The 24,287-nt window shown below is 61.4% G+C and carries 21 protein-coding genes; 9 read left to right on the top strand and 12 right to left on the bottom strand.

Translation table 11 applies throughout. The features are described from left to right. A partial coding sequence (locus tag ACJ8PN_RS07240; RefSeq protein WP_442534755.1) for an ROK family protein occupies positions 1-633 on the bottom strand: 633 nt, incomplete at its 3' end. Between the two features lie 159 nt (positions 634-792). Further along, a complete protein-coding gene (locus tag ACJ8PN_RS07235) occupies positions 793-1,683 on the bottom strand; it encodes a LysR substrate-binding domain-containing protein (protein WP_048323308.1) in 891 nt (296 codons plus the stop codon). 147 nt (positions 1,684-1,830) lie between these two features. Here ACJ8PN_RS07235 and ACJ8PN_RS07230 point away from each other — a divergent pair, with 147 nt between their 5' ends. Beyond that, on the top strand, positions 1,831-3,099 hold the full coding sequence (locus ACJ8PN_RS07230; protein ID WP_031300458.1) for an MFS transporter: 1,269 nt from the start codon (positions 1,831-1,833) through the stop codon (positions 3,097-3,099). A gap of 51 nt (positions 3,100-3,150) precedes the next feature. Here the strand turns inward: ACJ8PN_RS07230 and ACJ8PN_RS07225 are convergent, their stop codons facing one another. Next, entirely contained in the window at positions 3,151-4,437 is a 1,287-nt protein-coding gene (locus ACJ8PN_RS07225; RefSeq protein ID WP_442534754.1) for a glycoside hydrolase family 10 protein, read from the bottom strand. A gap of 127 nt (positions 4,438-4,564) precedes the next feature. After that, positions 4,565-6,361 carry a glycoside hydrolase family 3 protein gene (locus ACJ8PN_RS07220; protein WP_351107843.1) on the bottom strand — a complete coding sequence of 599 codons (1,797 nt, stop codon included), beginning with the start codon at positions 6,359-6,361 and terminating at the stop codon, positions 4,565-4,567. A 330-nt stretch (positions 6,362-6,691) separates the two neighbouring features. Here ACJ8PN_RS07220 and tus point away from each other — a divergent pair, with 330 nt between their 5' ends. Then, the gene (gene tus, locus ACJ8PN_RS07215) at positions 6,692-7,630 is read left to right on the top strand and encodes a DNA replication terminus site-binding protein (protein ID WP_351107840.1); all 939 of its coding nucleotides are present in this window, start codon (positions 6,692-6,694) and stop codon (positions 7,628-7,630) included. On the opposite strand, the gene ACJ8PN_RS07210 is transcribed toward tus, so the two are convergent. From ACJ8PN_RS07210 to ACJ8PN_RS07200, 3 genes are all read right to left on the bottom strand, one after another. Next, positions 7,620-7,988 (bottom strand): VOC family protein, encoded by a 369-nt coding sequence (locus tag ACJ8PN_RS07210; protein WP_004938508.1) that lies wholly within the window; start codon positions 7,986-7,988, stop codon positions 7,620-7,622. The two genes, tus and ACJ8PN_RS07210, sit on opposite strands and share 11 nt — an antisense overlap. Positions 7,989-8,078: 90 nt before the next feature. Next, the gene (locus tag ACJ8PN_RS07205) at positions 8,079-8,768 is read right to left on the bottom strand and encodes a helix-turn-helix transcriptional regulator (protein WP_015377773.1); all 690 of its coding nucleotides are present in this window, start codon (positions 8,766-8,768) and stop codon (positions 8,079-8,081) included. A 1-nt stretch (position 8,769) separates the two neighbouring features. Beyond that, on the bottom strand, positions 8,770-9,660 hold the full coding sequence (locus tag ACJ8PN_RS07200) for a LysR family transcriptional regulator (protein WP_442534753.1): 891 nt from the start codon (positions 9,658-9,660) through the stop codon (positions 8,770-8,772). Between the two features lie 103 nt (positions 9,661-9,763). On the opposite strand from ACJ8PN_RS07200, the gene ACJ8PN_RS07195 reads away from it, so the two are divergent. Continuing rightward, complete coding sequence (locus tag ACJ8PN_RS07195; RefSeq protein ID WP_442534752.1) at positions 9,764-10,429, top strand: peroxiredoxin-like family protein; 666 nt, start codon at positions 9,764-9,766, stop codon at positions 10,427-10,429. 41 nt (positions 10,430-10,470) lie between these two features. Here ACJ8PN_RS07195 and fumC read toward each other — a convergent pair whose 3' ends face one another. Then, positions 10,471-11,868, bottom strand: coding sequence for a class II fumarate hydratase (gene fumC / locus ACJ8PN_RS07190; protein ID WP_171453942.1), 1,398 nt, complete (start codon positions 11,866-11,868; stop codon positions 10,471-10,473). Positions 11,869-12,097: 229 nt separating this feature from the next. After that, positions 12,098-12,430, bottom strand: a complete 333-nt coding sequence (locus ACJ8PN_RS07185) for a hypothetical protein (protein WP_171455062.1) — start codon at positions 12,428-12,430, stop codon at positions 12,098-12,100. Between the two features lie 478 nt (positions 12,431-12,908). On the opposite strand from ACJ8PN_RS07185, the gene manA reads away from it, so the two are divergent. Then, a complete protein-coding gene (gene manA, locus ACJ8PN_RS07180) occupies positions 12,909-14,087 on the top strand; it encodes a mannose-6-phosphate isomerase (protein WP_411261304.1) in 1,179 nt (392 codons plus the stop codon). Between the two features lie 141 nt (positions 14,088-14,228). Further along, complete coding sequence (locus ACJ8PN_RS07175) at positions 14,229-15,761, top strand: YdgA family protein (protein WP_044031320.1); 1,533 nt, start codon at positions 14,229-14,231, stop codon at positions 15,759-15,761. A 44-nt stretch (positions 15,762-15,805) separates the two neighbouring features. Here ACJ8PN_RS07175 and ACJ8PN_RS07170 read toward each other — a convergent pair whose 3' ends face one another. Further along, complete coding sequence (locus ACJ8PN_RS07170; RefSeq protein ID WP_442534751.1) at positions 15,806-16,960, bottom strand: serine hydrolase domain-containing protein; 1,155 nt, start codon at positions 16,958-16,960, stop codon at positions 15,806-15,808. Between the two features lie 102 nt (positions 16,961-17,062). On the opposite strand from ACJ8PN_RS07170, the gene ACJ8PN_RS07165 reads away from it, so the two are divergent. Continuing rightward, entirely contained in the window at positions 17,063-17,968 is a 906-nt protein-coding gene (locus ACJ8PN_RS07165) for a LysR family transcriptional regulator (protein ID WP_442534750.1), read from the top strand. Positions 17,969-17,996: 28 nt separating this feature from the next. Here the strand turns inward: ACJ8PN_RS07165 and blaSRT are convergent, their stop codons facing one another. Further along, complete coding sequence (blaSRT, locus tag ACJ8PN_RS07160) at positions 17,997-19,133, bottom strand: SRT/SST family class C beta-lactamase (RefSeq protein WP_442534749.1); 1,137 nt, start codon at positions 19,131-19,133, stop codon at positions 17,997-17,999. Positions 19,134-19,339: 206 nt separating this feature from the next. Here blaSRT and ACJ8PN_RS07155 point away from each other — a divergent pair, with 206 nt between their 5' ends. Then, positions 19,340-20,221, top strand: coding sequence for a LysR substrate-binding domain-containing protein (locus ACJ8PN_RS07155; RefSeq protein ID WP_442534748.1), 882 nt, complete (start codon positions 19,340-19,342; stop codon positions 20,219-20,221). Here ACJ8PN_RS07155 and ACJ8PN_RS07150 read toward each other — a convergent pair. Then, a complete protein-coding gene (locus ACJ8PN_RS07150) occupies positions 20,218-21,249 on the bottom strand; it encodes a Mal regulon transcriptional regulator MalI (protein ID WP_171453937.1) in 1,032 nt (343 codons plus the stop codon). The genes ACJ8PN_RS07155 and ACJ8PN_RS07150 overlap by 4 nt on opposite strands. Before the next feature lie 223 nt (positions 21,250-21,472). On the opposite strand from ACJ8PN_RS07150, the gene malX reads away from it, so the two are divergent. Together malX and ACJ8PN_RS07140 are read left to right on the top strand one after the other, a co-directional pair. Beyond that, the gene (malX, locus tag ACJ8PN_RS07145) at positions 21,473-23,092 is read left to right on the top strand and encodes a maltose/glucose-specific PTS transporter subunit IIBC (RefSeq protein ID WP_015377762.1); all 1,620 of its coding nucleotides are present in this window, start codon (positions 21,473-21,475) and stop codon (positions 23,090-23,092) included. Beyond that, on the top strand, positions 23,085-24,266 hold the full coding sequence (locus tag ACJ8PN_RS07140; protein WP_442534747.1) for a MalY/PatB family protein: 1,182 nt from the start codon (positions 23,085-23,087) through the stop codon (positions 24,264-24,266). The genes malX and ACJ8PN_RS07140 overlap by 8 nt, the downstream gene beginning before the upstream one ends. The last annotated feature ends 21 nt before the right edge of the window (positions 24,267-24,287 follow it).

Here is a 24,287-nt window from a genome sequence, read left to right as displayed (position 1 = left end):
GACCATGGCCGAGGCGCCGTACAGCGCCTCGGCCATGGTCCAGGCGCTGATGTCGTGCTGCAGGTAAACCGGCAGGCCGGTGCGGGTTTCCAGCGCCGGGCCGAGCGGCATCTCCAGCACGTCGTAAAACGGCATGCGGTGCACCACGCCGGACTGGACGTCGATCATGCCCGGCAGCGTAATGGCGATCGCCGTCAGCCGTTCCAGCTTGCTTTGGTGGCGGATAAAGAACTGATCGACTTCGGTCAGGATGCGCTTCAGCAGCGGTTCGGGATGTTCGGCCGCCAGCGGCAGCTGCTCCTCCACCACCAGCTTGCTACTGAGATCGCGCAGCGCCAGCGTGATGCTGCCGCGGCTGATGCGGGCGGACAGGTAATGCCAGGCCTCGGTGTCCAGCACCAGCCCCACCGCCGGGCGGCCCCGACTGCCGATTTCCTGGTACTCGGTTTCCTTGACCAGATGAGCTTCCAGCAGCTCGCGCACGATCTTGGTGATGCTGGCGGGCGCCAGCTGCGCGCGTTTTGACAGTTCGATGCGCGAAATCGGACCCAGTTGATCGATTAGCCGATAAACCGCCCCCGCATTGGTCTGTTTGATTTGATCGATATGCCCAGGCTGCCCAACCGCAATCACAAACCGGCTCCTACTATTTTTCGCGCTTCTAAATAAAGACTAGGGGTTATGGTGGGGCTTTTGTCATACAGCGTCAACTATTTGATTCGTTATGTGATTTGCTGCACAAATTCCTCGCAATTTCAGCGTGAATTGATTTTTATTTGCCCAAGCTCAACGTCATTTCAGCATCAACGCCATCAGCGACTGCGCCGCCGCGGTCAACGGCCGCCGGCGGTGGTGCACCAGCCACACTTCGGTGGTGGCGTCCGGCTCCGCCAGCGGCAAATAGCGCACGCCGTCCACCCGCACCCGGGCGAAAGACGCCGGCAGAATCGAAACTCCCAACCCGGCGGAGACCAGCCCGATGATAGTCATCGCTTCCCCCACTTCCTGGGTGATATACGGAGTGATGCCGGCCTTGCCGAGCAACAGCAGTATTTCGTCATACAGCGCGGTGCCCACTTCGCGCGAGAAGAACACGAACGGCTCCTGCGCCAGGTGTTGAAAACGCAGCGCGCCGCCGGGCGTTTCCGCCAGCGGATGCCCTTCCGGCACCACCGCCACCAGCGGTTCGCGCAGCAACAGCTGATAGTGCAGCGCTTCCGGCAGCCGCGTGTTGCGCATCACCCCCAGATCCAGCTCACCGTTCAGCAGCGGTTCGATCTGCTGTTTGGTGTTGATTTCGCGCATCTTGATGTGCACCTGCGGAGAATGCTGGCGGAAAGCGCGCAGGCTGCGCGCCACCACGCCGATAAAGGGCGCGGAAGAGGTAAAGCCGATGGTCATTTCCCCCAGTTCGCCGCGATCCAGGCGCGCCGCCTTTTCCGCCGCGCGCCCGACCTGATCGAGCACCTGATAGGCTTCTTTAAGAAACATCTCCCCGGCCTGGGTCAAACTGACGTTGCGGTTGTTGCGCGCCAGCAGCCGCGCGCCGACCATCTCTTCCAGCGCCTGAATTTGCTGGCTGAGCGGCGGCTGGGAGATGCGCAACCGCTCGGCGGCGCGGCCAAAATGCAGCTCTTCGGCCACGGCGATAAAGTAACGCAGGTGTCTCAACTCGATATTCATATTTAAAAAGTCTTAATTGTAATTATTAATATATTAGACAAAAAATTCGCCGCTCCCTATCATTTTGTTATCTGCAAAATGTCTGTTTATCTCCCCGAAGTTCGGTAAGGAAACGCTGTGACAACCCCTGTGCGTTCTGCGGCCGTGATGCCGTCGACGCTGGCCGCCAATGATGACGCGGCCGCTGCGCCAAAAGTAAAACGCTCCACCCTCAACAATAAACTCCCCTATATCGAACGCGGCACACCGCAGTTTATGCGCGTCACGCTGGCGCTGTTTTCCGCCGGGCTGGCGACCTTCGCGCTGCTCTACTGCGTGCAGCCGATCCTGCCGGTGCTGTCGCAAGACTTCGGCGTCTCGCCGGCGGAAAGCAGCCTGTCGCTCTCGGTCTCCACCGGCCTGCTGGCGATCGGCCTGATGTTCACCGGGCCGTTGTCCGACGCCATCGGCCGCAAGTCGGTGATGGTGGTGGCGCTGCTGCTGGCGGCGGTTTGCACGCTGATTTGCGCCTTTATGACCAGCTGGCACGGCATTTTACTGATGCGCGCATTGATCGGCCTGTCGCTGAGCGGCGTCGCAGCGGTCGGCATGACCTACCTCAGCGAAGAGATCCACCCAAGCTTCGTCGCCTTCTCGATGGGGCTGTATATCAGCGGCAACTCGATCGGCGGCATGAGCGGCCGCCTGGTGACCGGGGTGCTGACCGACTTCTTCTCCTGGCGGGTCTCGCTTGGCGTCATCGGCCTGTTCGCCCTCGCCGCCGCCTGCATGTTCTGGCGCATCCTGCCCGCTTCGCGGCATTTTCGCGCCAGCTCGCTGCGCCCGCGCACGCTGCTGATCAACTTCAAACTGCATTGGCACGATAAGGGGCTGCCGCTGCTGTTCGCGGAAGGCTTTCTGCTGATGGGCAGCTTCGTCACCCTGTTCAACTACATCGGTTATCGCCTGCTGGCGGATCCTTATCACCTGAGCCAGGCGATCGTCGGCCTGCTGTCGGTGGTGTACCTCACCGGCTCCTACAGTTCGCCCAAGGCCGGGGCGCTCACCTCACGCTTCGGGCGTGGCCCGGTGCTGCTGGCGTCGATCGTGATTATGCTGATCGGGATCCTGATTACCGCGCTGCCGCAGGTGCCGGCGATCTTTATCGGCATGATGCTGTTCACCGCCGGTTTCTTCGCCGCCCACTCAGTGGCCAGCAGCTGGATCGGCCGCCGTGCGCGCCGCGCCAAAGGCCAGGCGTCGTCGCTGTATCTGTTCTGCTATTACGTCGGCTCCAGCGTGGCCGGCACCCTGGGCGGCGTGTTCTGGCACAGCTTCGGCTGGAATGGCGTGGCGGCGTTTATCAGCCTGATGCTATTGCTGGCGCTGCTGGTGGTGCATTACCTGAAACGGCTGCCGGAAGCGGCGCGCCTGTGAATGGAAAAAGCCGCGGTGGTTAGCCGCGGCTCGTCATGCCAGAGCCCGTGATTATTGACCGGTTTTCCAGCGGGTGCGCAGGTGCTCCACCGCCTTGTCCGTTTGCGGCTCGGTCAGATAACGTTGCCGGAACAGGATGGTTCCCCCCATCCCCGGCAGGCTCTCGTTGAGATCCAACTGCCTTTTCAGCTCGGGGACGCCGCCGTCGACGGTCCAGGCCGGCTCGCTGGCCGATGGCGTGCCCACTTTATACAGCGCCACCCCGGCATAGAGCCGAACCGGCGTGTCTTTCACCACCTCGGCCCACCAGTTGGCCAGCACGTCGTAGCGAACAATTTCGCGCTCGAAAGGCCAGTACAGCTGCGGTGCGATATAGTCGAGCAGCCCCAGTTTGACCCACTGGCGCGTATCGGCATAGGCCGTATCGTACGACGGCGCGCCGGCCCGCGTCGCCGAACCGGCAGGATCGTCCGCTTTGTTTCGCCATACGCCCGCCGGGCTGACGCCAAACGCGACCGCGGGCTTCAGTGCTTTGACGGTGGCGGAAACCTGTTTTATCAATTGCAGCGTGTTGCCTCTTCGCCAGTCGGCCTTGTCTGCAAACCCTTTGCCGTATGCGCGATACGTCTTTTCATCATCCAGCGGCGATTGCGGCGTTTCATAATAGAAATAATCGTCAAACTGAATGCCGTCGACATCGTAGTTTTTGACGACTTCAGCCACCACGCCGGTGATCCAGTTGCGCACCTCGGGCAGGCCGGGATCGAGCACGAAGCGATCGCTGGCGGTGCGTATCCAGTCGGGATGTAGCGCATAGACGCTGGCCGGCGGCGACTGCAGCGTATGATTGAGTGCATCAATCGTTTGCTGTCGGGTATTCATGGAAACCCGATAAGGGTTCAGCCAGGCATGCACTTTGATGCCGCGTCGGTGCGCTTCTGTCAGCATAAAGGCCAGCGGATCATAACCGGGATCCTGGCCCACGGTGCCGGTCAATACCTCCGACCAGGGCAAGATGTCAGAACGCCACAGGGCCGTGCCGTCCGGTTTAACCTGAAAATACACCGTGTTAATCCCGGTTTTCACTATGTCGTCCAGCGCGTCCGTCAGCCCCTGCTTCTGCAGACGCACCCGCTCTTGCGTGGATTCCGCTTTCAGCGAGGCCGCCGGCGGCCAGTCCAATCCAATGACCGTGGCCAGCCAGATGCCCCGCATCGGCGTTGCCGGCGGTACAGGCTGCGGAGGCTTTTCCGGCTCAGGGGGTTTGGCGCATCCGCTCACGCCCAGCATGGCGGCCATCAACAGCCATCCGCCTAGTTTTGTTGCGCCTGTCGGCATAAATGTTCTCCTTCCCTGAGTGACGGTTATCCCATGTCGCGGCGTGCGGAGCAAGAAACCGCCCGCTTTATCAACGCCATCCAGCGACCGGCGCCGCCCTTCTCAGACGACGCCTCACCTTATCCCATCACCAGCTCAGCCCCGTCCCGCGAGGGAACGCCACCTTGCCGGTATTGGTTTGCTCATCGTAGTCATGCCAGGTATTAACCGGCAGTTTTCCGTGCGGTCTGATTTTCCCCGTCAGCACCTGCGCCAGCGATATCATCGAAGGGCCACGCCATACGCCGCTGTCATACCCGTAGTAAGAATAGGTGGCGACAGCCGCATCCACGTCTGCGGCATAGTTCACGATATCGTAAGGCGCGCGCAATGAGAGGTGAACGCGTTTTTTCCCCTGCTCGGCGGCGTATTTCAGCCAGCCCGGGTAAGGGCTGCTGTCATTGGCTGCCCCGGTTGCGGAGATCACGACCCCATCCTGCTCGGCAGGCGTAAAGCGGGTTGAGAGGGTTCCAAGCAAGAACACGTCGCAGCCGGCAATATGTTCCCTGACCTGGGCGTCGCTCAGTTCCGTTTCCTTCGCGGCCACGACGTTCTGGTAGCCCTCCTGCGCCATCACGTTCGCAATGCCTTTGGCCTGCTCGCCCCACGGAGTCAGAATAAAGTAGCGCAGCGCTTTGTCCTTTAACGGCAGCAGACATTGACGGTTGATAACCACGGTAATGGAACGATCGGCAATCCGTTTCTCCAGCTGATGCGCGGAGGACGAAACGTCGTGGGAACAGGGTTTATCGCTATGGCCCATCAGGTGATGGCGCAATTTGAGGCGCAAAATGCGCTCGACAGAGGCATCAATATCGGCCTCGCTGAGATGCCCGGTTTTCACCCGCTGCGCAATGTAGCGGATAAGCTCGGGCAGCAGGCTCGCCTGCGCCGGCGAGGCGATGCTGACAGGCATCAGAGCAATATCCACCCCGGCGGTAAAGACGTTTTCAGCCGCCGCTTGCTGGCTGAAATGCTCGGCAATCGCGCCCATATCCAGCGCGTCTGAAATCGTTACGCCGGCATAGCCCAGCTCATTGCGCAGGATCTGGGTCTGGATTTCGCGCGACATGGTGGCCGGCACCGTGATTTTTTCACCGTTGCGGGTGTCGATCTGGCTGTTATCCAGTGCGGGGTACTGAATATGCGCAGTCATAACCATATCCGGCGCCGCGCAGCGATCGATGGCCTGTTTATAAGGGGCGATATCAATGGCAAAAGCTTCTTCCCACGTACGATCGACGCGCGGCAAACCGGTATGCGAGTCGGTGGAGGTGCTGCCATGGCCGGGGAAGTGTTTGTACGCGGTGATAAGCCCCTGCTGTTTCATGCCCGCCACCATGTTTTCCGCCAGGCGGGCAACGGTGTTCTTATCATCGCTGAAGGCGCGAACGTTAATCACCGGGTTGAACGGGTTGGTGTTGACGTCCACGACCGGGGCAAAGTTGGTATTGATATGCAACGCGCGCATATCCTGGGCCATCAGTTTGCCCTGTTCAACGGCGAGCTGTTTATCCGCACCGCCCTCGATCGCCGCCGCCAGCGCCATATTGCCGGGGAATGAGGCGTAGTCGCCGCGCGGCAGCCGGAAAACGTTACCGCCTTCGTTATCCGTGCCAATAAACAAACGAACGCCCGCGTGGGTTTTCAGCGCGGCATACCAGGCCGTCAACGTTTTGATCTGCTGCTTGTCTTTCAGATTATTGGCAAACAGGATCACCCCACCGATGTGGTTATCGGTGATCAGCTTGCCAATGGCTGCATCGGGAACGGTCATATCCTGATTGCTGCTACCGTTCTGATCCCAGTAGCGAAAATCCAGCATGATTTTTTGCCCGATCTTCTCTTCCAGCGTCATGTTTTTGACTTTCTGTTTAATATCCACAGTAAACCTCCGTTTAAAGCACCCGTTAATGACAGAAGAAAAGATAACCCGAGGGGCTCATAGCGTCCTGCCATTCTGTTTGTTCCAGCGATTGGACAACGGCAAACGGGAAATGGATCAAACAAAATATCAACCAACAGAAAAAATCCATCAATGAATCAAACCCATACCAATGTAAAGTCTATTTCGCGCCCTGCTGTAGAAGGCCCTCTGGCGTATTTTTCGCTGATAAGCCGGGTGGCCAGTGAAGCCGCTTCCTCTTCGTTTGCTGATGTTGCCCCCAGTCGGCCACTCTTCTATAGTATGTTGTAACTAATATGGGAGTGTGCGATGAGCAGATACGATGTGATTGGCCGAATGAACGCCTGCTTTAACGAGCTGGAGCAGGCGCTCGGCGCGTTGCAGCAGCAGATCGCCCCGCTGCGGTTGCTGGCGGCGCGGGTGTTCAGCCTGCCGGAGGTTGAAAAAGGCCAGGAACATCAGGCCATTTCGCATATCGCGGTCGAGCAGCATGTGGGGCAAGCGGCGCGCGATCTGGCGCTGGAGCATTATCAGCGGCTGTTCATTCACCACAACCGGGAGAATGTCAGCAGCAAGGCCGCCGTGCGCCTGCCCGGCGTCATCTGTCTGGCGGTGGAGCAACCGGAGTATCAGGCGCTGCAAACGCAGCTGGCGCTGATAAACCGCCTGAAGGGTGAACTGGAACAGATTATCACCGTCGATTCCGGCCTGGCGCCGGAGCAGCGTTTCGAGTTCGTGCACACCCATCTGCACGGGCTGATTACCCTCAGCGCCTATCGCAGCCTCACCGCCCTGACCAATCCCGACTCCGTGCGCTTCGGCTGGGCCAACAAGCACATCATCAAAAACGTCAAGCGGGACGACATTCTGGCGCAGCTGGAGAAAAGCCTGAAAGCCGGCCGCGCGGTGCCGCCGCACAGCCGTGAACAGTGGGCCGCCCTGGTCAGCCGCGAAATAGACGACGTCAGCCGGCTGCCGCAGCAGGCGACGCTGAAGATCAAACGGCCGGTAAAAGTGCAGCCGATCGCCCGGGTGTGGTATCAGCAGCAGCAAAAACAGGTGCAGCACCCCTGCCCGCTGCCGCTGATCGCCCTGTGTCAGGTTGAAAGCGGCGCCGCGGTGCCGAAGATCGGCGAACTGCTCAACTACGACGCCGAGGCGGTGAAACACCGTTACAAACCCGACGCCAGGCCGCTGCGGCTGCTGGTGCCGCGTCTGCACCTGTATACCGACGACGCTACTCGCTGAGGGCATACACCCGCAGGCGATGGCCGTCCGGATCTCGCGCTACGAAGGTGTAACCGAACTCCATCTCGGTCGGCGTTTGCTCGATAGTCAGCCCGAGTTCGCGCCACTGGTTATAGCGCGCCTCAACCTCTTGCGGATCCTGGCACAAGAAGCCCAGTTCACCGCCGCCGCCGGTCAGCGTGGCGGCGGGTTTTACCCCCTGTTTGGCCCACATCCCCAGCTTGAAGCCGTTGTTGAGCACGAACAGGGCAAAGCCGGGCGAAAGCTCCACCGGCGCCTGCCCCAGCAGGCGTTGATAAAAGGCGGCGCTGTTGAGCGGGTTGTCGACATAAAGCAGGGTCATGCTGGGAAGAGTCATTGGTCTGTCCTTTGGGTGATGGGAACCGGCCGGTTCCCGATAGGCACAGACTAAGGCGCGCGACTGACAGTTTATGGCAGCAGCGTGCCGCTATTGCTCCGCAATGCCCTCGCTGAGGCGCCACTCTTTCAGCAGCCGCCGTCGGCCACGCGGATAGCGCTGTGCAAGCGGCGTGGCAGCCTGAATGCGATCGAGACGAAAATGGCGAAAGGCCTGACGCAGCTCGCACCAGGCGACCAACATCTGAAACTGATCGAAAAAACCCAGCGCAAAGGGCCACAGCAGGCGTTCGCTGCGCTGCCCCGCCAGATCGAGGTAGTCGATATGCAGTTTGCGCTCGCAGCGGATGGTGTCACGGATCAGCACCCGCATCTCATCCGCCACCGGCGGTGCCTGAACCGGCGCGATAAGCAGCGTATTGGCCTCCAGCTCCTCCCGCAGCGCCGGCGGCAGCACCGCGGCGATCTTGGCCAGAGCCTGGCCCGCCGCGCTCGCCAGTTGGCTGTCGCCGCGGCGGCTGACCCAGCGCATCCCCAGCACCAGCGCTTCTGTCTCCGCCGGCGAGAACATCAGCGGCGGCAGCATAAAGCCGGGGCGCAGCACATAGCCGACGCCCGCCTCACCGGCGATTTCCGCCCCCTGCTGCTGCAGCGTGGCGATATCGCGGTACAGGGTGCGCATGCTGATGCCCAGCGTCTGCGCCAGCGCATGGCCCGCCACCGGATAACGGTGGTTGCGCAGCAGCTGCATCAGATCGAGTAAACGTTGTGCGCGCGACATATCACGGCTCCCTGCATAGCGCAGTTTGGACAAAATCGGCAAAGGCCCGCGCCTTGGCCGAAACGAAATGGCCGCCGGGGAACACCGCCCACAGCGCCAGCGGCGGCAGTTGCCAGTCCGCTAATACCGCGATCGCCGCCCCGCTTTGCAGCTCGCTGCGAAACAGGCCTTCGCTGGCGACGGTGGTGCCAAAGCCCGCCAGCACCAACTCGCGCACGCACTCCGCCGCGTTAACCCGCATGCGGCCCGGCAACCGCAGCGCGCGCTGCTCTTCTCCGCGGCTGAAGCGCCACTGCTCGCCGCCGCCACGGCGATGGTAAATCACCATCTCGTGCTGCAGCAGATCTTCCGGCCGCTGCGGCATACCGGCAGCGGCAAAATAGCCGGGCGTGCCGATCACGCATTGCTTTACCTCACCCAGCTTGCGGGCGGTAAAACCGGAATCCTCCAACTCGCCAACACGCAGGGCAATATCGATGCCTTCTTCAATCAGCGACAGATTGCCGTCATCCAGCAGCAGATCAACATGCAACCGTGGATTGGCGCGCATAAACGCCGTCAAATCAGGCAAGGGAACGATGCGGGCGAACACCGCCGCCGAAGCGACCTGCAACCGGCCGCTCAGGGTCTCGCCGGCGCTCTGCACCAGCGCTTCCGTCTCCGCCAGCTCGTTCAGGATACGCCGGGTGCGTTGATACAGCTGCTGTCCCGCATCCGTCGGCTGCAGGCCGTGGGTCGAGCGCAGCATCAGGCGCGTGCCGAGCTGCTGTTCCAGCCGCGCCACCGCTTTTGAGACCGCCGGCTGCCCCACGTGCAGCCGCCGCGCCGCCGCGGTAAAGGAGCCGCTCTCGTAAACGCAGGCATAGGTTTCGTAATCGGCAAATTTACCCATGGCATTCCTTGTTGGAATAATGGTTAGCATTTATTGCAGTCTACACGCGCCATTTTGGAATGGGCAAGATAAGCGCTCCCCCTCATTCCCGTCAGGAGAACGCATGACACTGCAAGACAAACTCGATGCCTTCAAAGCGGCATTCGAGGCCGACCAACTGCCGTTCAAACTCGCGGCGCAAGATCACGCGCTGATGCGTGAGGCTATACAGGCGCAGATCGCGTCGGGCATGGCCGAACGCGCCCTGAAGGTCGGCGACGCCGCGCCCGGCTTTACACTGTCGGACAGCGAAAACCGACCATGCTCTTCCACGGCACTGTTGGCAAAAGGGCCGCTGGTCGTCAGTTTCTATCGCGGGATCTGGTGCCCTTACTGTACGCTCGATCTGCAGGCGTTGCAGGCTGCATTGCCCGCCATCACGCAGTACGGCGCGCAGCTGTTGGCCATTTCACCGCAGAGCGCGGTGCATAGCCGCCAGGCCGCGCGCGATAACGATCTCACCTTTCCGTTGCTCAGCGATACAGGCAACCGTCTGGCGGCCCAGTTCGGCCTGCGTTACCGCCTGCCGGACGCGCTGATCGCCCTGTATCAACAGCGGCTCGGCCTCGATCTGGCGCAGTTCAACCAGGATGACAGCTGGACGCTGCCGCTGCCGGCGCGATTCGTCATCGCCCGCGATGGCCGTATTGTCTACGCCGAAGCGCACGCCGATTACACCCAGCGGCCGGAGCCGCAGGCGCTGTTATCGGTGCTAAAGATGTTGGCTTGAAAAGACGGGGCGCAACCGCGCCCCATTTAGGCATGACGTCATTATTTCTGCATGCTGCCGACCATCGCTTCCGGCCGCACCCACTCGTCGAACTGCGCTTCGGTCAGGTAGCCGAGCTTCAGCGCCGCGGCTTTCAGCGTCAGCCCTTCCTTGTGCGCTTTCTTGGCGATTTCCGCCGCCTTGTCATAACCGATATGGGTATTGAGCGCCGTCACCAGCATCAGCGATTCGTTCAGCAATTGGGAGATGCGATCGCGGTTTGGTTCGATGCCCACCGCGCAGTGCTCGTTAAAGCCCTGCATGCCGTCGGCCAGCAGGCGAATCGACTGCAGGTAGTTGTGGATCACCATCGGGCGGAACACGTTCAACTCGAAGTTGCCGGAAGCGCCGCCAATGTTCACCGCTACGTCGTTACCCAGCACCTGAGCGCACAGCATGGTCATCGCTTCGCACTGGGTCGGGTTGACCTTGCCCGGCATGATGGAGCTGCCCGGCTCGTTCTCCGGGATCGAAATCTCACCAATGCCGCAGCGCGGGCCGGACGCCAGCCAACGCACGTCGTTGGCGATCTTCATCAGCGAAGCCGCCAGCCCTTTCAGCGCGCCATGCCCTTGCACCAGCGCATCGCAGGTCGCCAGCGCTTCGAACTTGTTCGGCGCCGTGACGAACGGCTGATGGGTCAATTCCGCCAGCGCTTTAGCGACGCGCACCGCGTACTCCGGATGGGTGTTCAGGCCGGTGCCGACCGCCGTGCCGCCCAGCGCCAGCTCGGCAATGTGCGGGATACTGTCCTCGATGTGTTTCAGATTGTGCGCCAGCATCGCCGCCCAACCGGATATCTCCTGCCCCAGAGTCAGCGGCGTGGCGTCCTGCAGATGGGTGCGGCCGATTTTGACGATGTCGCGGTAGGCTTCGGCCTTGTCGCTCAGCGTCTTGTGCAGCACTTTCAGTTCGGGGATCAGGTGTTCGCGCAGCGCAATCACCGCCGCCACGTGCATCGCGGTGGGAAACACATCGTTGGAGCTCTGGCTTTTATTGACGTCATCGTTCGGGTGCACCTTGCGCTCTTCACCGCGCACGCCGCCCAGCAGCTCGCTGGCGCGGTTGGCCAACACTTCGTTCATGTTCATGTTGGTCTGGGTGCCGGAGCCGGTTTGCCAGATTGACAACGGGAACTGGTCGGCATGTCTGTCCGCCAGCACTTCGTCGGCGGCATTGATGATGGCGGCGCCCCGTTCGGCCGGCAGCAGCCCCAGATCCACGTTCACCTGCGCGGCGGCGCGCTTGGTCAACGCCAGCGCGTGGATCAGCGCGGTCGGCATCTTTTCGGAGGAAATACGGAAATGCGCCAACGAACGCTGGGTTTGCGCGCCCCACAGCTTGTCGGCCGGTACTTCGATGGGGCCCATAGAGTCTTTTTCGATACGAACGCCTGCCATCACGATCTCCTTAGCATAATTCCTAAAATTGTAGGGTTAGGCCGACGCGCTACCCCCCGTCGGCATGCACTCCCAGTATAGTGACATAATAACTATTCGCATTAAGAGAGTTATCTCACAGCACGTTTCATCTCTTTTACCCATTAACGACGCGGTTATTTTCCGCCGGTTAACCCGCGGTGAAATAAACGGCCGGGAATGAGCCTGGAGAATAAAATCTGGATAACCATTAACGCGGATGACGCGAATTAAAATTATTGATGCGCTGCGCCTGTAAATGATTGAGCTCATCGATCCGTTGCTGCTGCAGATGATTGATCTCGTCGTAGGCGTCCTGCCGTTCATGATGCCGATACGCCCCGGTCGCCACCGCACCGGCAGTGAGTGCCAGCGGATGCGCCACAGGCGCTATCGCGGCGGGAACCGCGACCGGCGCGGGAGCAACGACGATCGGTGCCGGCGCGATCACCACGGTGCGTGGCGCCGCGTAGGGATAGGCGACAATCACCGCCGCCTGGGTTGCGCTGGTGCAAAGCCCCAATAGCAACAACAGTTTTTTCATGCAACAGACCTCTTGTTTCGTTAAATCGACGTGTTGGCCGTTACGGTAAACGGGTCTGACGCGCAGGTTTAAGCTCAGCGTGTGATAGCCCGGCGCAGCGCGAAAATAATAATTAAGGGAATGGCTCAGACGGTAAAAAATAAATTCAGCCGACATAGTTTGACATGCTAAAAAAATAAATAATGACGCAGAATGACCAGGCTATCGGCAATAATTTCGCTGGGACAAAGAATAATCGATCGGCGGGTTTTCCGGGTCGCCTTGAGGCCTGCGCGCCAATTGAGACCCCGATCGTTATCACGCTATACTTTGGCCCCGTTGCCGGGCGCGACGTTATCCGGCGTTTTTTTGATCGCGCCCATGATTTTTCCTGCCGACGCGGGCGTAGGATAGGTGTCGGCACAGATTTAGTTAACCGTATAAAATCAGTAGGTTATTGTCATCCAGTGCGACAATGACGTTAAGGACGTTTATCGACATGCAAAAAATGACCAACGCGGTACAGAATTACGCCTGGGGCAGCCACGATGCGCTGACCCGTCTTTACGGCATCGCCAACCCGGATAATCAGCCGATGGCCGAACTGTGGATGGGCGCCCATCCCAAGAGCCCTTCCCGCGTGCCCGGCGCCGACGGTGAACTGCGTTCGCTGCGCTTTCTTATCGATGAAGACCAACCAAAACAGCTGGGCGCTGACGTCGCCAGCCGCTTTGGCGAGTTGCCGTTCCTGTTTAAAGTGCTGTGCGCCGATCAACCGCTGTCGATCCAGGTCCACCCGAGCAAAGCGGCGGCCGAGATCGGCTTCGCGAAAGAGAATGCCGCCGGCATCCCGCTGAGCGCCGCAGAACGCAACTATAAAGATCCCAATCACAAGCCCGAGCTGGTGTTCGCCCTGACGCCCTTCCTGGCGATGAACGGCTTTCGCGAACTGGCCGATATCGTTTCCCTGCTGCAACCGATCGCGGGCGCGCACCACGACATCGCCGCCTTCCTGCAACAGCCGGACACCGCGCATCTCGCGACCCTGTTCGCCAGCCTGTTGACGATGAGTGGCGAACAAAAATCGCTGGCGCTCGGCGTGCTGAAAGCCGCGCTCAACAACCAGCAGGGGGAACCCTGGGATACCGTGCGCTTTATCGCCGGCTTCTATCCGGACGACAGCGGTCTGTTCTCACCGCTGCTGCTGAACGTGGTGCAGCTCGCGCCGGGCGAGGCGATGTTCCTGTATGCCGAAACGCCGCACGCCTACCTGAAAGGCGTGGCGCTGGAGGTGATGGCCAACTCGGATAACGTGCTGCGCGCGGGCCTGACGCCGAAATTCATCGACGTGCCCGAGCTGCTGGCCAACCTGCAGTTCCGCCCGCAACCGGCTTCCGGCCTGCGGACCCAACCGGAGCAACGCGGCAACGAGCTGTTCTTCCCGATCCCGGTGGAGGATTTCGCCTTCTCACTGCACGATTTGACCGCCGCACCACAGGTGCTGGCACAGCGAAGCGCCGCCATCGTGTTCTGCGTCGCCGGCGAAGCGACGCTGGAGAAATCCGGGCAACGCCTGACGCTCAAACCGGGCGAATCCTGCTTTATCGGGGCGTTCGAATCCCCGGTCAACGTCAGCGGCAGCGGCCGCATCGCCCGGGTTTATAACCAGCTGGCCTAACCGTTGATAAATTTCAGCAAATTGCTTGCTGAAAGCGAGAGCTACCCCCACAATTAAACGCCTGCGGGCGTTTTTTGTCGGCCCCAATTTGCCCCTCCCATGCAACGGAGGGTGATAAGAAAAAAAGGATGAAACAGAGCTATGAAAAAATCGTTAGTCGCTGTCAGCGTCATTGTCGTTCTTGGCGCAGCATGGACCGGGGCATCCTGGTACACCGGGAAACAGATCGAGCAGCACATGGGCGAAGTCGTCGACAACGCCAACGGCCAACTGAAAGCCTACCTGCCGAAAGCCGGCGTCAAGCTGAGCTATGAAAATTACCAGCGCGGCCTGTTCAGCAGTAAAGTGCGTTATGTGCTGCGTTCCGACGGCACGGATACCAGTGAAAATGCGGCGCTGAAAGCCGGTGAAGAAGTGGCGTTCCTGGAAACCATCGATCACGGTCCGTTCCCGTTCGCGCAGCTGAAAAAATTCAACCTGCTGCCGAGCATGGCGTCGGTGCATACCGAGCTGGAAAACACCCCGGCGGTGAAAGGCCTGTTTGAAACCACCAAAGGCAAATCGCTGTTTACCGCCGATTCGCGCATCTCGTACAGCGGCGATACCGCGTCCACCATCGACTTTATCCCGCTGGACTACCAGAAGGATAAATCTTCGCTGAAATTCAGCGGCGCCACCATTGACGCCGATGTGTCACGCGATCTGAAAAAATTCGCGCTGGACGCCAATAGCGACACTATCGTGTTCGCCAGCCCGAACGAATTCGGCCAAAACGAGCAGATCACCTTCCAGGGCTTCAACCTGAAAGGCAACAGCAACGAAAGCAAGTTCGGCGTGAAGCTCGGCGATCAGACGATGACGCTGAAGCAGTTCAAACTGACGATCGACGGTAAAGATACCGTGGCGTTGGACGGTTTCAATCTGGTGAGCAAGTTTGGCGAGCAAGGCAGCAGCAATATCGGCGGCCAGATCGACTACACCATGGACGCGCTCAAGGTGCAGGGCAACGACTTCGGTGCCGGTAAACTGACGCTGAAAATCGACAACGTCGACGGCAAGGCGCTGAAAGACTTCTCCGACAGCTACAACCGCCAAACCATGGCGCTGCTGCAGCAGGGCGAGAACCTGGATCCGGACGTCTACGAACAGCAGACCTCCGAGATGCTGCAAAAGAACCTGCCGCTGCTGCTGAAAGGCAACCCAAGCCTCAGCATCGCCCCGCTGAGCTGGAAAAACAGCAAGGGTGAGAGCGTCTTCACGCTGGATCTGGCGATGACCGATCCGAGCAAGGCCGCCTCCCCGGCACAGTCGCCGGATCAAGTGATCGCTCAGGCGGTTAAAAAGCTGGATATCAACCTGACCATTCCGGAAGCGATGGCTACCGAAGTGACCGCGAAGACCGCCTTGTTGCAGGGCTATAATGCGGAAGACGCGCAGAAACTGGCGCAGCAGCAAGTGCAGGGCCTGGCGGCCATGGGCCAGATGTTCAAGCTGACCACCCAGAAAGACGGCGTGATCGCGAGCAAGTTCCACTACGCTGACAATCAGGTTGACCTGAACGGCAACAAGATGTCGCTGCAGGAGTTCATCGGCCAGTTCGCCATGCTGGGCGCCCCGGCGGAAGACGCTGAACCGGCGCAGGAAGCGGAACCCGCTCCGGCACCGGCGCAGTAATCGCCTGAAAACCTAACAAGGGCCCCCTGCGGGGCCCTTTTTATTTACGCCGCATAAACCGCATCGCGGATCTGCTGCGGGTAGCGGCCGCACATGCCTTCAAACGCGGTGTTGGTCAGTATCACCACGCTCAGCTGCGCCTGTGGATCAAAGAACCAGCTGTGGCCGTAAACGCCGCCCCAGGTCAGCGTGCCGGCATGCTGCGGCGTCTGCGCGGCGTCTGGATCCACCAGCAGCGCGCCGCCAAAGCCGAAGCCCCAGCCCGGCCCTTGCGTTTGCGCCTGCGCGCCCACGTGCGGGCTGCGCAGCAACGCCACCGTGTCCGGCTGCAACATGCCCTGCCCGCCGCTGCGCAGCGCTTCCACCAGCTTCAGCACGTCGTCAGCATCGCCGACCATGCCCGCGCCGCCGGAAGGATAAGCCTCCGCGTTAAGCGCCCGTGCGGGTGAAAACAGCACCTCGCCCCCCGCCATCTCCTCCGGCAGCGCCACCCGCAGGCCTTCATACATGCGCTGTGGCCCTTGCGGGGTGTTGTAATACGGCGTCGCCAGGTTCGCGGCGTCCGTCGCATGGAATGCGGTGTTGCCAAGCCCCAGCGGCTGCGCCACCCATTCGACAAACAGCTGCGGCAGCGACATGCCTGTCACCCGCTCCAGCACCGCGCCAAGCACGTCGATCGCCAGCGAATAATTGAAGCGCTCCCCCGGCGCCGACAGCAACGGCGCCTGTGCCAACAGCCGCAGGTTTTGCTCCAGCGTCAGCGTCGACAGCTCCACGCCGTCCTGGATCCCCAACCGATGGTAAACGCCCGCCGGCGGTTGGTTCAGCCGATAGTCCAGCCCGGCGGTATGGCTCAGCAAATGACGGATCTTGATCGTCGGGCGCCGGCCGTCCGCCAGCGCCGGGGTAAACCACGGCAGCCAGTCGCTGACCGCATCGTCCAGGCTCAGCTTGCCTTGCTCAATCAAACGCAGCGCCGCCAGCGTGGTATAGGGTTTGGAGACCGACGACAGCCGAAACTGCGTTTCCCGCCGCATCGGCCGCCGCGCTTCGCGATCGGCATAGCCGGCTGCCCCGGCGTAACAAATTTCGCCCCGCCGCGCCACCAGCACCACGCTGCCCACGATGCGCCCTTCGGCCATCGCTTGTTGATCGATCGCCGCGATCCTTTCTGTTAACGCCTGTTGTGTTGCCGACATGATTTTAATCTCTCTGAGGGAAAGTAAAACCAGTCTAAAACGTTCTTCATAAATTAAAATAAGGCATAATTTAATGAATCATTAAGCAGAGGTTATTGATAGATGAGTTCACTCCTGCAACTGCTGCCCTATTTCGAAGCCGTGGCACGCCTGGGCAACTTTACCCGCGCGGCCAGCCAACTGGGCGTCACGCCGCCGGCGGTGTCGCAAAACATTCAGGCGCTGGAGAATCAGCTGGGAGTGCGGTTATTTCACCGCACCAGCCGCTCGGTGCGCCTCAGCGACGAAGGCCGGTTGTTCTATCAGAAGGTGTCGCCGGCCATGGGCCAGATCGATGTGGCGGCGGACGATGTGCGCGCCCTGGGCGCACAGCCGGCAGGCCTGCTGCGCATTACGCTGCCGCAGTTGGCCGCTTCGCTGCTGGTAATGCCGCATCTGGCGGCGTTTCAGCGACGCTATCCCGAGGTGCAGCTGGAGCTGTTTACCGAAGACCGCTTTTCCGATCTGGTGCTGGGCAGTTTCGATGCCGGCATTCGCATGCACGCCATGCTGCAAAAGGACATGATCGCCGTGCCGATCGATAACGGCCAGCGCCGGGTGCTGGTCGCTTCGCCTGACTATCTGGCGCGTTGCGGCGCGCCGGCCACGCCGGACGATCTGCTCGCGCACCACTGCCTGCGCTACCGTTTTCCCGGCAGCGGCAAATTGGAGCCCTGGTATTTCAGTCGGCACGGCGATGAGCGGGCGCTGGACGTCAGCGGCAGTTTGATCTTTAACGAAGATCGGCTGATCAAGGATGCGGCGTTGGCGGGGCTGGGTATCGCACAGCGTTTTCAGGGCACGGTGTTGCAGGAGCTGGCGCAGGGGCAACTGGTGGAAGTGCTGCCGGGTTACGCCAGCGAAGCATCGGGATTTTTCATCTACTTTCCCGCCGGAAGGCATCTGCCGCTCAAGCTGCGCGCCTTTATCGATTTCATGCGCGAGCGGCGAGAGCGACAGCACCGATAACAGGGGCGCCCCGACGGCGCCCCCACGATCAGCGCTTATCCAGCGCTTGCACGATGCGGTAAGCCGCCTCGACCCGATCGTCGTTCGGGAACCATTTGTTGGCCAGCATCACCACGGCGATATTCTTCGCCGGGATGAACACCGCGTAGGTGGAGAAACCGCCGGTAGAGCCGGTTTTGTTATACCAGCCGGCGCGCAATTCCGGCTGCGGCGGCGTGATGGCGGTAGCCGGCGTGCCGTTCATGATCATCCCGGCGTTGTTGCCCTCGATCAAACGCGACAGTTTCACCGGATACGGGTAGTTCTCCCACATCAGATCCTGCGTGAACGCGCCCGCCTTGTAATAGCCGACGTGCGTCGCGGCCAGCGCGTCGCGCCACGGCTGTGCGACCTTCACCTGCTGCAGGTTGGCGTCCAGATAGCGAATCAGATCGCGAGCGTTGGACTTGATGCCGTAAGACTCTGCGTCCAGCGGGCCGGGATTGACCCGCACCGGCTTATCGTCCTTGTTGTAACCCTGCGCATAGTTGGCCATCTGCGCCGCCGGCACCTGAACGTAGGTGTGGCTCATGCCCAACGCCGGCAACATCCCCTGTTCCATCGCCTGAATAAACGGCTGGTCGAGGCTTTTGGCGGCAATCATGCCCAGCATGCCGATACCGAGATTGGAATAGACGCGGTAGCTGCCCGCCGGGTGTTTCGGCTGCCAGGCCCGGTAGTAGGCCATCAGTTGGGCGTTGTCGGTCACGTCGTCCGGCACGAACAGCGGCAGGCCGGAGGTATGCGTCGCCAGATTCAGCAGGCTGACGCCGTCGAAGGCGCTGCCGCGCAGCTCGGGCAGGTAGCGGCTGGCCGGATCGTTGAACGACAGCTTACCCTGCTGCTGCGCATAGACCGCCAGCGTCGCGGTGAAGGTTTTGCTCAGCGAGCCCACTTCGAACAGCGTCTGCTCGGTGATCGGTTTGCCGGTCTGCTTCGAGGCCACGCCATACGGGTAAATCTGCTGTTTGCCGTCAACCGACACGGCGATCGCCATGCCCGGCACGCCATATTTTTTCATCAGCGGCTGAATAACGGCGTCGATATCCTGCTGCTGTGCGGCCTGTGCGGTCGGCAGGATCAGCGCGGCGATCAACGCGGCCGCCAGGCGGTTCATTTTCGTCATGATAGAAGCTCTCAGGTTGCAGGGCATCGGCCGCGGCCAAAAGTTTTTATTGGCGTTATGCACGGCGCTTTCCCTGGTTGATGATGTCATTCCTTTACGGCTGCCGCGACGCTCTCAGCAGCCGCGCCAAATATCGGATTTTGCCGCCGGGTTGACAAGCGATAATAATTTCAGCCAGCATAAAGAAAAACTTATGGCTATCGACAATGCGCAATCGACTTCCCCTCAACGCCCTGCGGGCGTTCGAATCCTCCGCCCGCCACCTGAACTTCACCCGCGCCGGCCTGGAGCTGCGCGTCACCCAGGCCGCCGTCAGCCAGCAGGTGCGCATGCTGGAAGAACAGCTGGGCATTCAGCTGTTCCGCCGCCTGCCGCGCGGCCTGGATCTGACCGAAGAAGGCCAGGCGCTGCTGCCGGTGTTGAACGACGCCTTCGACCGCATCGAGGCGGTGCTGCAACAGTTCGAAGGCGGGCATTTCCACGAGGTGCTGACGGTGGCGGTAGTCGGCACCTTCGCCGTCGGCTGGCTGATGCCGAGGCTGGCGGCGTTCCGCACGGCGCACCCGTTTATCGATCTACGGGTGCTGACCCACAACAACCTGGTCAATCTGTCGGCCGACGGCATGGATTTCGCCATCCGCTTCGGCGAAGGCCTCTGGCCCGCCACCTGCAATATCAAGCTGTTCGACGCGCCGCTGACGGTGCTCTGCCCGCCGGCGGTCGCCGCGCGCCTGCGCACGCCTCAGGATCTGCAGCACGAGCAGCTGATGCGCACCTACCGCAAGGATGAATGGGAGCGCTGGTTCACGGCTGCGCAGGTGACGCCGTGGCGGATCAACGGCCCGGTGTTCGACTCGTCAAGACTGATGGTGGAAGGCGCGATCCAGTGCGACGGTGTGGCGCTGGCGCCGGTCAGCATGTTCCGCCGCGAACTGGCCGCCGGCGCGCTGCAGCGGCCGTTCGCTGCCGAGGCCGCGCTTGGCGCCTATTGGCTGACCCATTTGAAATCGCGGGAACTGACGCCGGCGATGAAAACCTTTATCGGCTGGATCCGCCGGGAGGCGGAAGAGGAACAGCGGCGGGATTAGGCGGAGCCGCGCCGGATCAGCGTCGGCGGCAGAATGACGTTCTGCGCCGGCAGGTCGGCGTCACCGATGCGCTGCAGCAGGCGCGCGGCGGCGCTGCGCCCCACTTCCCGCGCCGAGCTGGAGACGAAGGTCAGCGGCGGCTCGGTCAGCTCGGCCTCCGGCACGTCGCCGAAACCGATCAGCGCCACCTGCCGCCCGTAGTAAGCGTCAACCCCATCCGAGCCGATGCTGCGGCCGCTGCGCGTCAGACCAAAATAGGCGCCCAGCGCCACCGAAGCCTTGTGGCAAACGACAGCGGTAATGTTCGGATAGTGGCGCAGCAGCTGTTCCGCCGCTTGCGCCGCCTCACGCTGCCGGCAATCGCACTCGACGATCCATTCGCTGCGAAACGGCAGGCCGTACTGCACCAGCGTGGCGCAAAAGCCGCCCAACCGCTCGGCACGCGTCAATGAGTCGCTCTGGCCGCCAAGGTAGGCGATTTGGCTGTGGCCGCGTTTGATCAAAAATTCGGTGGCCAGTTTGGCGGCCTGCATGTTGTCCGGCCGCACCACGTCCACCCCATCGAGACCGCTGGAGCGCGCCACGCACACCAGCGGCACGCCCTGTTCGGCCGCCTTCTCCTTCAACCCAGCCGCCGCGCGAATGCCGCCGGCCAGCACGATACCGTCGACGCCCTGCGCCAGCAGCGCGTCAAACGCCCGCTGCAAGCCCTGGCCGTCGCGCCCGCTCTGGGTTAAAAACAGCAGTTTGTCGTGCGCCTCCAGCGCTTCGCTCAGCCCGGCGGTCATTTCGGCATAGAAGGGTTCGCAAATGTCGCGCAGAACGAGGCCGATCACCCCGGATTCACCGCCGCGCAGCGTCGCCGCCTGACGATTGCGCACGTAGCCCAGCTGCTCTATCGCCTGATTGACCTTCTCGACGGTGCTCGGCGAAATCCGCCCCTTGCCGCTCAACACCAGGGAAACCGTGGTGACCGACACGCCCGCCTGCTGCGCCACATCGGTGATGGTGATTTTTTTGATGCTCATAGTCTCTGCGAACCCGTTCCTGGGCAACCCGCGCCGTAATGATCAAGGGTATACCGAATCCGTTAGCTCAGTAAAACGTTTTACTGCCTGCCACATTGTTGCCAAAAACCGGGCGGCAGATTTGTGATTGGTGGCGCATTTTTGCTAGGTAAAACGTTTTATCTTCTTTTTACCTAATCAACAGTCCCCTTTTTGCTCGTCTTTTCGCCAGGAGAAGTCGGTTATGTCAGCAGCCAACAAACCCAAAATCACCCTCTGGGAGTTCTTCCAGAGCCTGGGCAAAACGTTCATGTTGCCCGTCGCCTTGCTCTCTTTCTGCGGCATCATGCTGGGGATCGGCAGTTCGCTGAGCAGCCGCGACGTGATCACCCTGATGCCGTTTATCGGCCACCCGATCTTCCAGCTGATCTTCACCTGGATGAGCAAGGTTGGCTCCTTCGCCTTCAGCTTCCTGCCGGTGATGTTCGCCATCGCCATTCCGCTGGGCATGGCGCGCGAAAACAAAGGCGTCGCCGCGTTCTCCGGTTTCGTCGGCTTCGCCGTGCTGAATCTGGGCACCAACTTCTACCTGACCGCCGCCGGCGTGCTGCCCACCAGCGATCCGCTGGTGCTGAAAGCCAACAATATCCAGAACATCCTCGGCATTCAGTCGATCGATACCGGCATCCTCGGCGCGGTGATCGTCGGCATCATCGTCTATCGCCTGCATGAACGCTTCCACACCATCCGCTTGCCGGACGCGCTGGCATTTTTCGGCGGTACGCGCTTCGTGCCAATCGTCACCACCGTGGTGCTGGGCCTGTGCGGCCTGGTGATCCCGCTGATCTGGCCGTGGTTCGCCGCCGGCATCACCGGGCTGGGCTGGGTGATCAACAGCGCCGGCGCCTTTGGCCCGATGCTGTTCGGCACCGGTGAACGCTTGCTGCTGCCGTTCGGCCTGCAGCACATTCTGGTGGCGCTGATCCGCTTTACCGAGGCGGGCGGTACGATGGAGGTGTGCGGCCACAGCGTCAGCGGCGCCCTGACCATCTTCCAGGCGCAGCTCTCCTGCCCGACCACCACCGGCTTCGCCGAGAGCGCCACCCGCTTCCTGTCACAGGGTAAAATGCCGGCGTTCCTCGGCGGCCTGCCGGGCGCGGCGCTGGCGATGTACCACTGCGCTAAACCGGAGAATCGTCACAAAATCAAAGGGCTGTTGATTTCCGGCGTGGTGGCCTGCGTGGTCGGCGGCACCACCGAACCGATCGAGTTCCTGTTCCTGTTCGTCGCGCCGTTCCTGTATCTGATCCACGCGCTGCTCACCGGGTTGGGCTTTACCGTGATGGCGCTGCTGGGCGTGACCATCGGCAACACCGACGGCAACATCATCGACTTCGTGGTGTTCGGCATTCTGCACGGCACCGCCACCAAATGGTATCTGGTGCCGGTGGTGGCCGCCGTCTGGTTCGTCGGCTATTACGCCATTTTCCGCTTCGCCATCCAGCGCTTTAACATCAAAACGCCGGGCCGTGAGAGCGACAGCGCCGTCAGCCAAAGCGCGCCGAGCGGCGCGGTGGGCAAATCCGGCTACAACGTGCCGGCGATTCTGGCGGCCCTCGGCGGCCCTGGCAACGTTATCACGCTGGACAACTGCATCACCCGCCTGCGCCTGTCGGTCAACGACATGAGCCGGGTGGACGATGCGGCGCTGAAGGCCAACCGCGCCATCGGCGTAGTGCATCTCAACGACCATAATCTGCAGGTGGTGATCGGCCCGCAGGTGCAATCGGTGAAAGATGAATTAGACTCACTGATAGCCACGGCGCAACCTGCCGCGGCGCTGCAGGGAGCCACCCATGTTTGATTTCTCCACCCCGATCGACCGCCACGGCACCTGGTGCACCCAGTGGGACTATATCGCCGATCGTTTCGGCAGCGACGACCTGCTGCCGTTCACCATCTCCGATATGGATTTCGCCACCGCACCGTGCATTCTCGAGGCGTTGCAGCAACGCCTGCAGCACGGCGTGCTGGGCTACAGCCGCTGGCAGCACGAGGATTTTCTCGGCGCGCTGCGCCACTGGTATCAGCAACGTTTCAACGTCGCCATCGACACCGCAACGGCGGTGTACGGCCCCTCCGTTATCTACATGGCGGCGCAGCTGATCCGCCAATGGTCCGTACCGGGCGATTATGTGGTGACCCATACCCCGGCCTACGACGCCTTCTACAAGGTGATCCTCGCCAACCAACGCCAGCTGTTGGCCTGCCCGCTGCACAAGGCCGGCGACGACTGGCGCTGCGACATGGCGCACCTTGAGGCGTTACTGGCGCGGCCGCAAACCAAGATCCTGCTGCTGTGCAGCCCGCATAATCCCACCGGCAAAGTGTGGCGCCGCGACGAGCTGCAGCAGATGGCCGAACTGTGCGAGCGCCACGACGTGCGCGTCATCAGCGACGAAATCCACATGGATATGGCATGGGGTGAACACCGCCATACGCCGTGGAGCCAGGTGGCAACCGGCGCCTGGGCCTTGCTGACCTCCGGCTCCAAGAGTTTCAACATTCCGGCACTGACCGGCGCCTACGGCTTTATCAGCGATGACGCCAGCCGCGAAGCCTATTTCCAGCAGCTCAAAGCCCGCGACGGCCTCTCCTCGCCGGCGGTGCTGGCGGTGGCGGCGCACGTGGCTGCCTATCGCCACGGCGAACCCTGGCTGGACGCCCTGCGCGACTATCTGCAGGATAATCTGAGCTACGTCGCCGAACGGCTGGAGCAGGCGTTTCCCGCGCTGGGCTGGCACCCGCCGCAGGCCACCTACCTGGCCTGGATCGATCTGCGGCCGCTGGCCGTAGACGATCGGGCGCTGCAGCAGGCGCTGATTGAGCGCGAAAAGGTGGCGATCATGCCGGGCTTTACCTACGGCGAGGAAGGCCGCGGGTTCCTGCGCCTTAACGTCGGCTGCCCGCGCGGCAAGCTGGAGGCCGGCATGGACAAGCTGATCGCCGGGTTGAGGTTGGTGCTGGACGAGCAATAGCGCGTGGGGGCGAGCCTCTGC

It is taken from the genome of Serratia sp. CY76391, from assembly GCF_052166695.1.
In the GTDB taxonomy this organism is placed as follows: domain Bacteria; phylum Pseudomonadota; class Gammaproteobacteria; order Enterobacterales; family Enterobacteriaceae; genus Serratia; species Serratia nematodiphila.
This window is presented reverse-complemented; position numbering and strand designations above follow the sequence as displayed.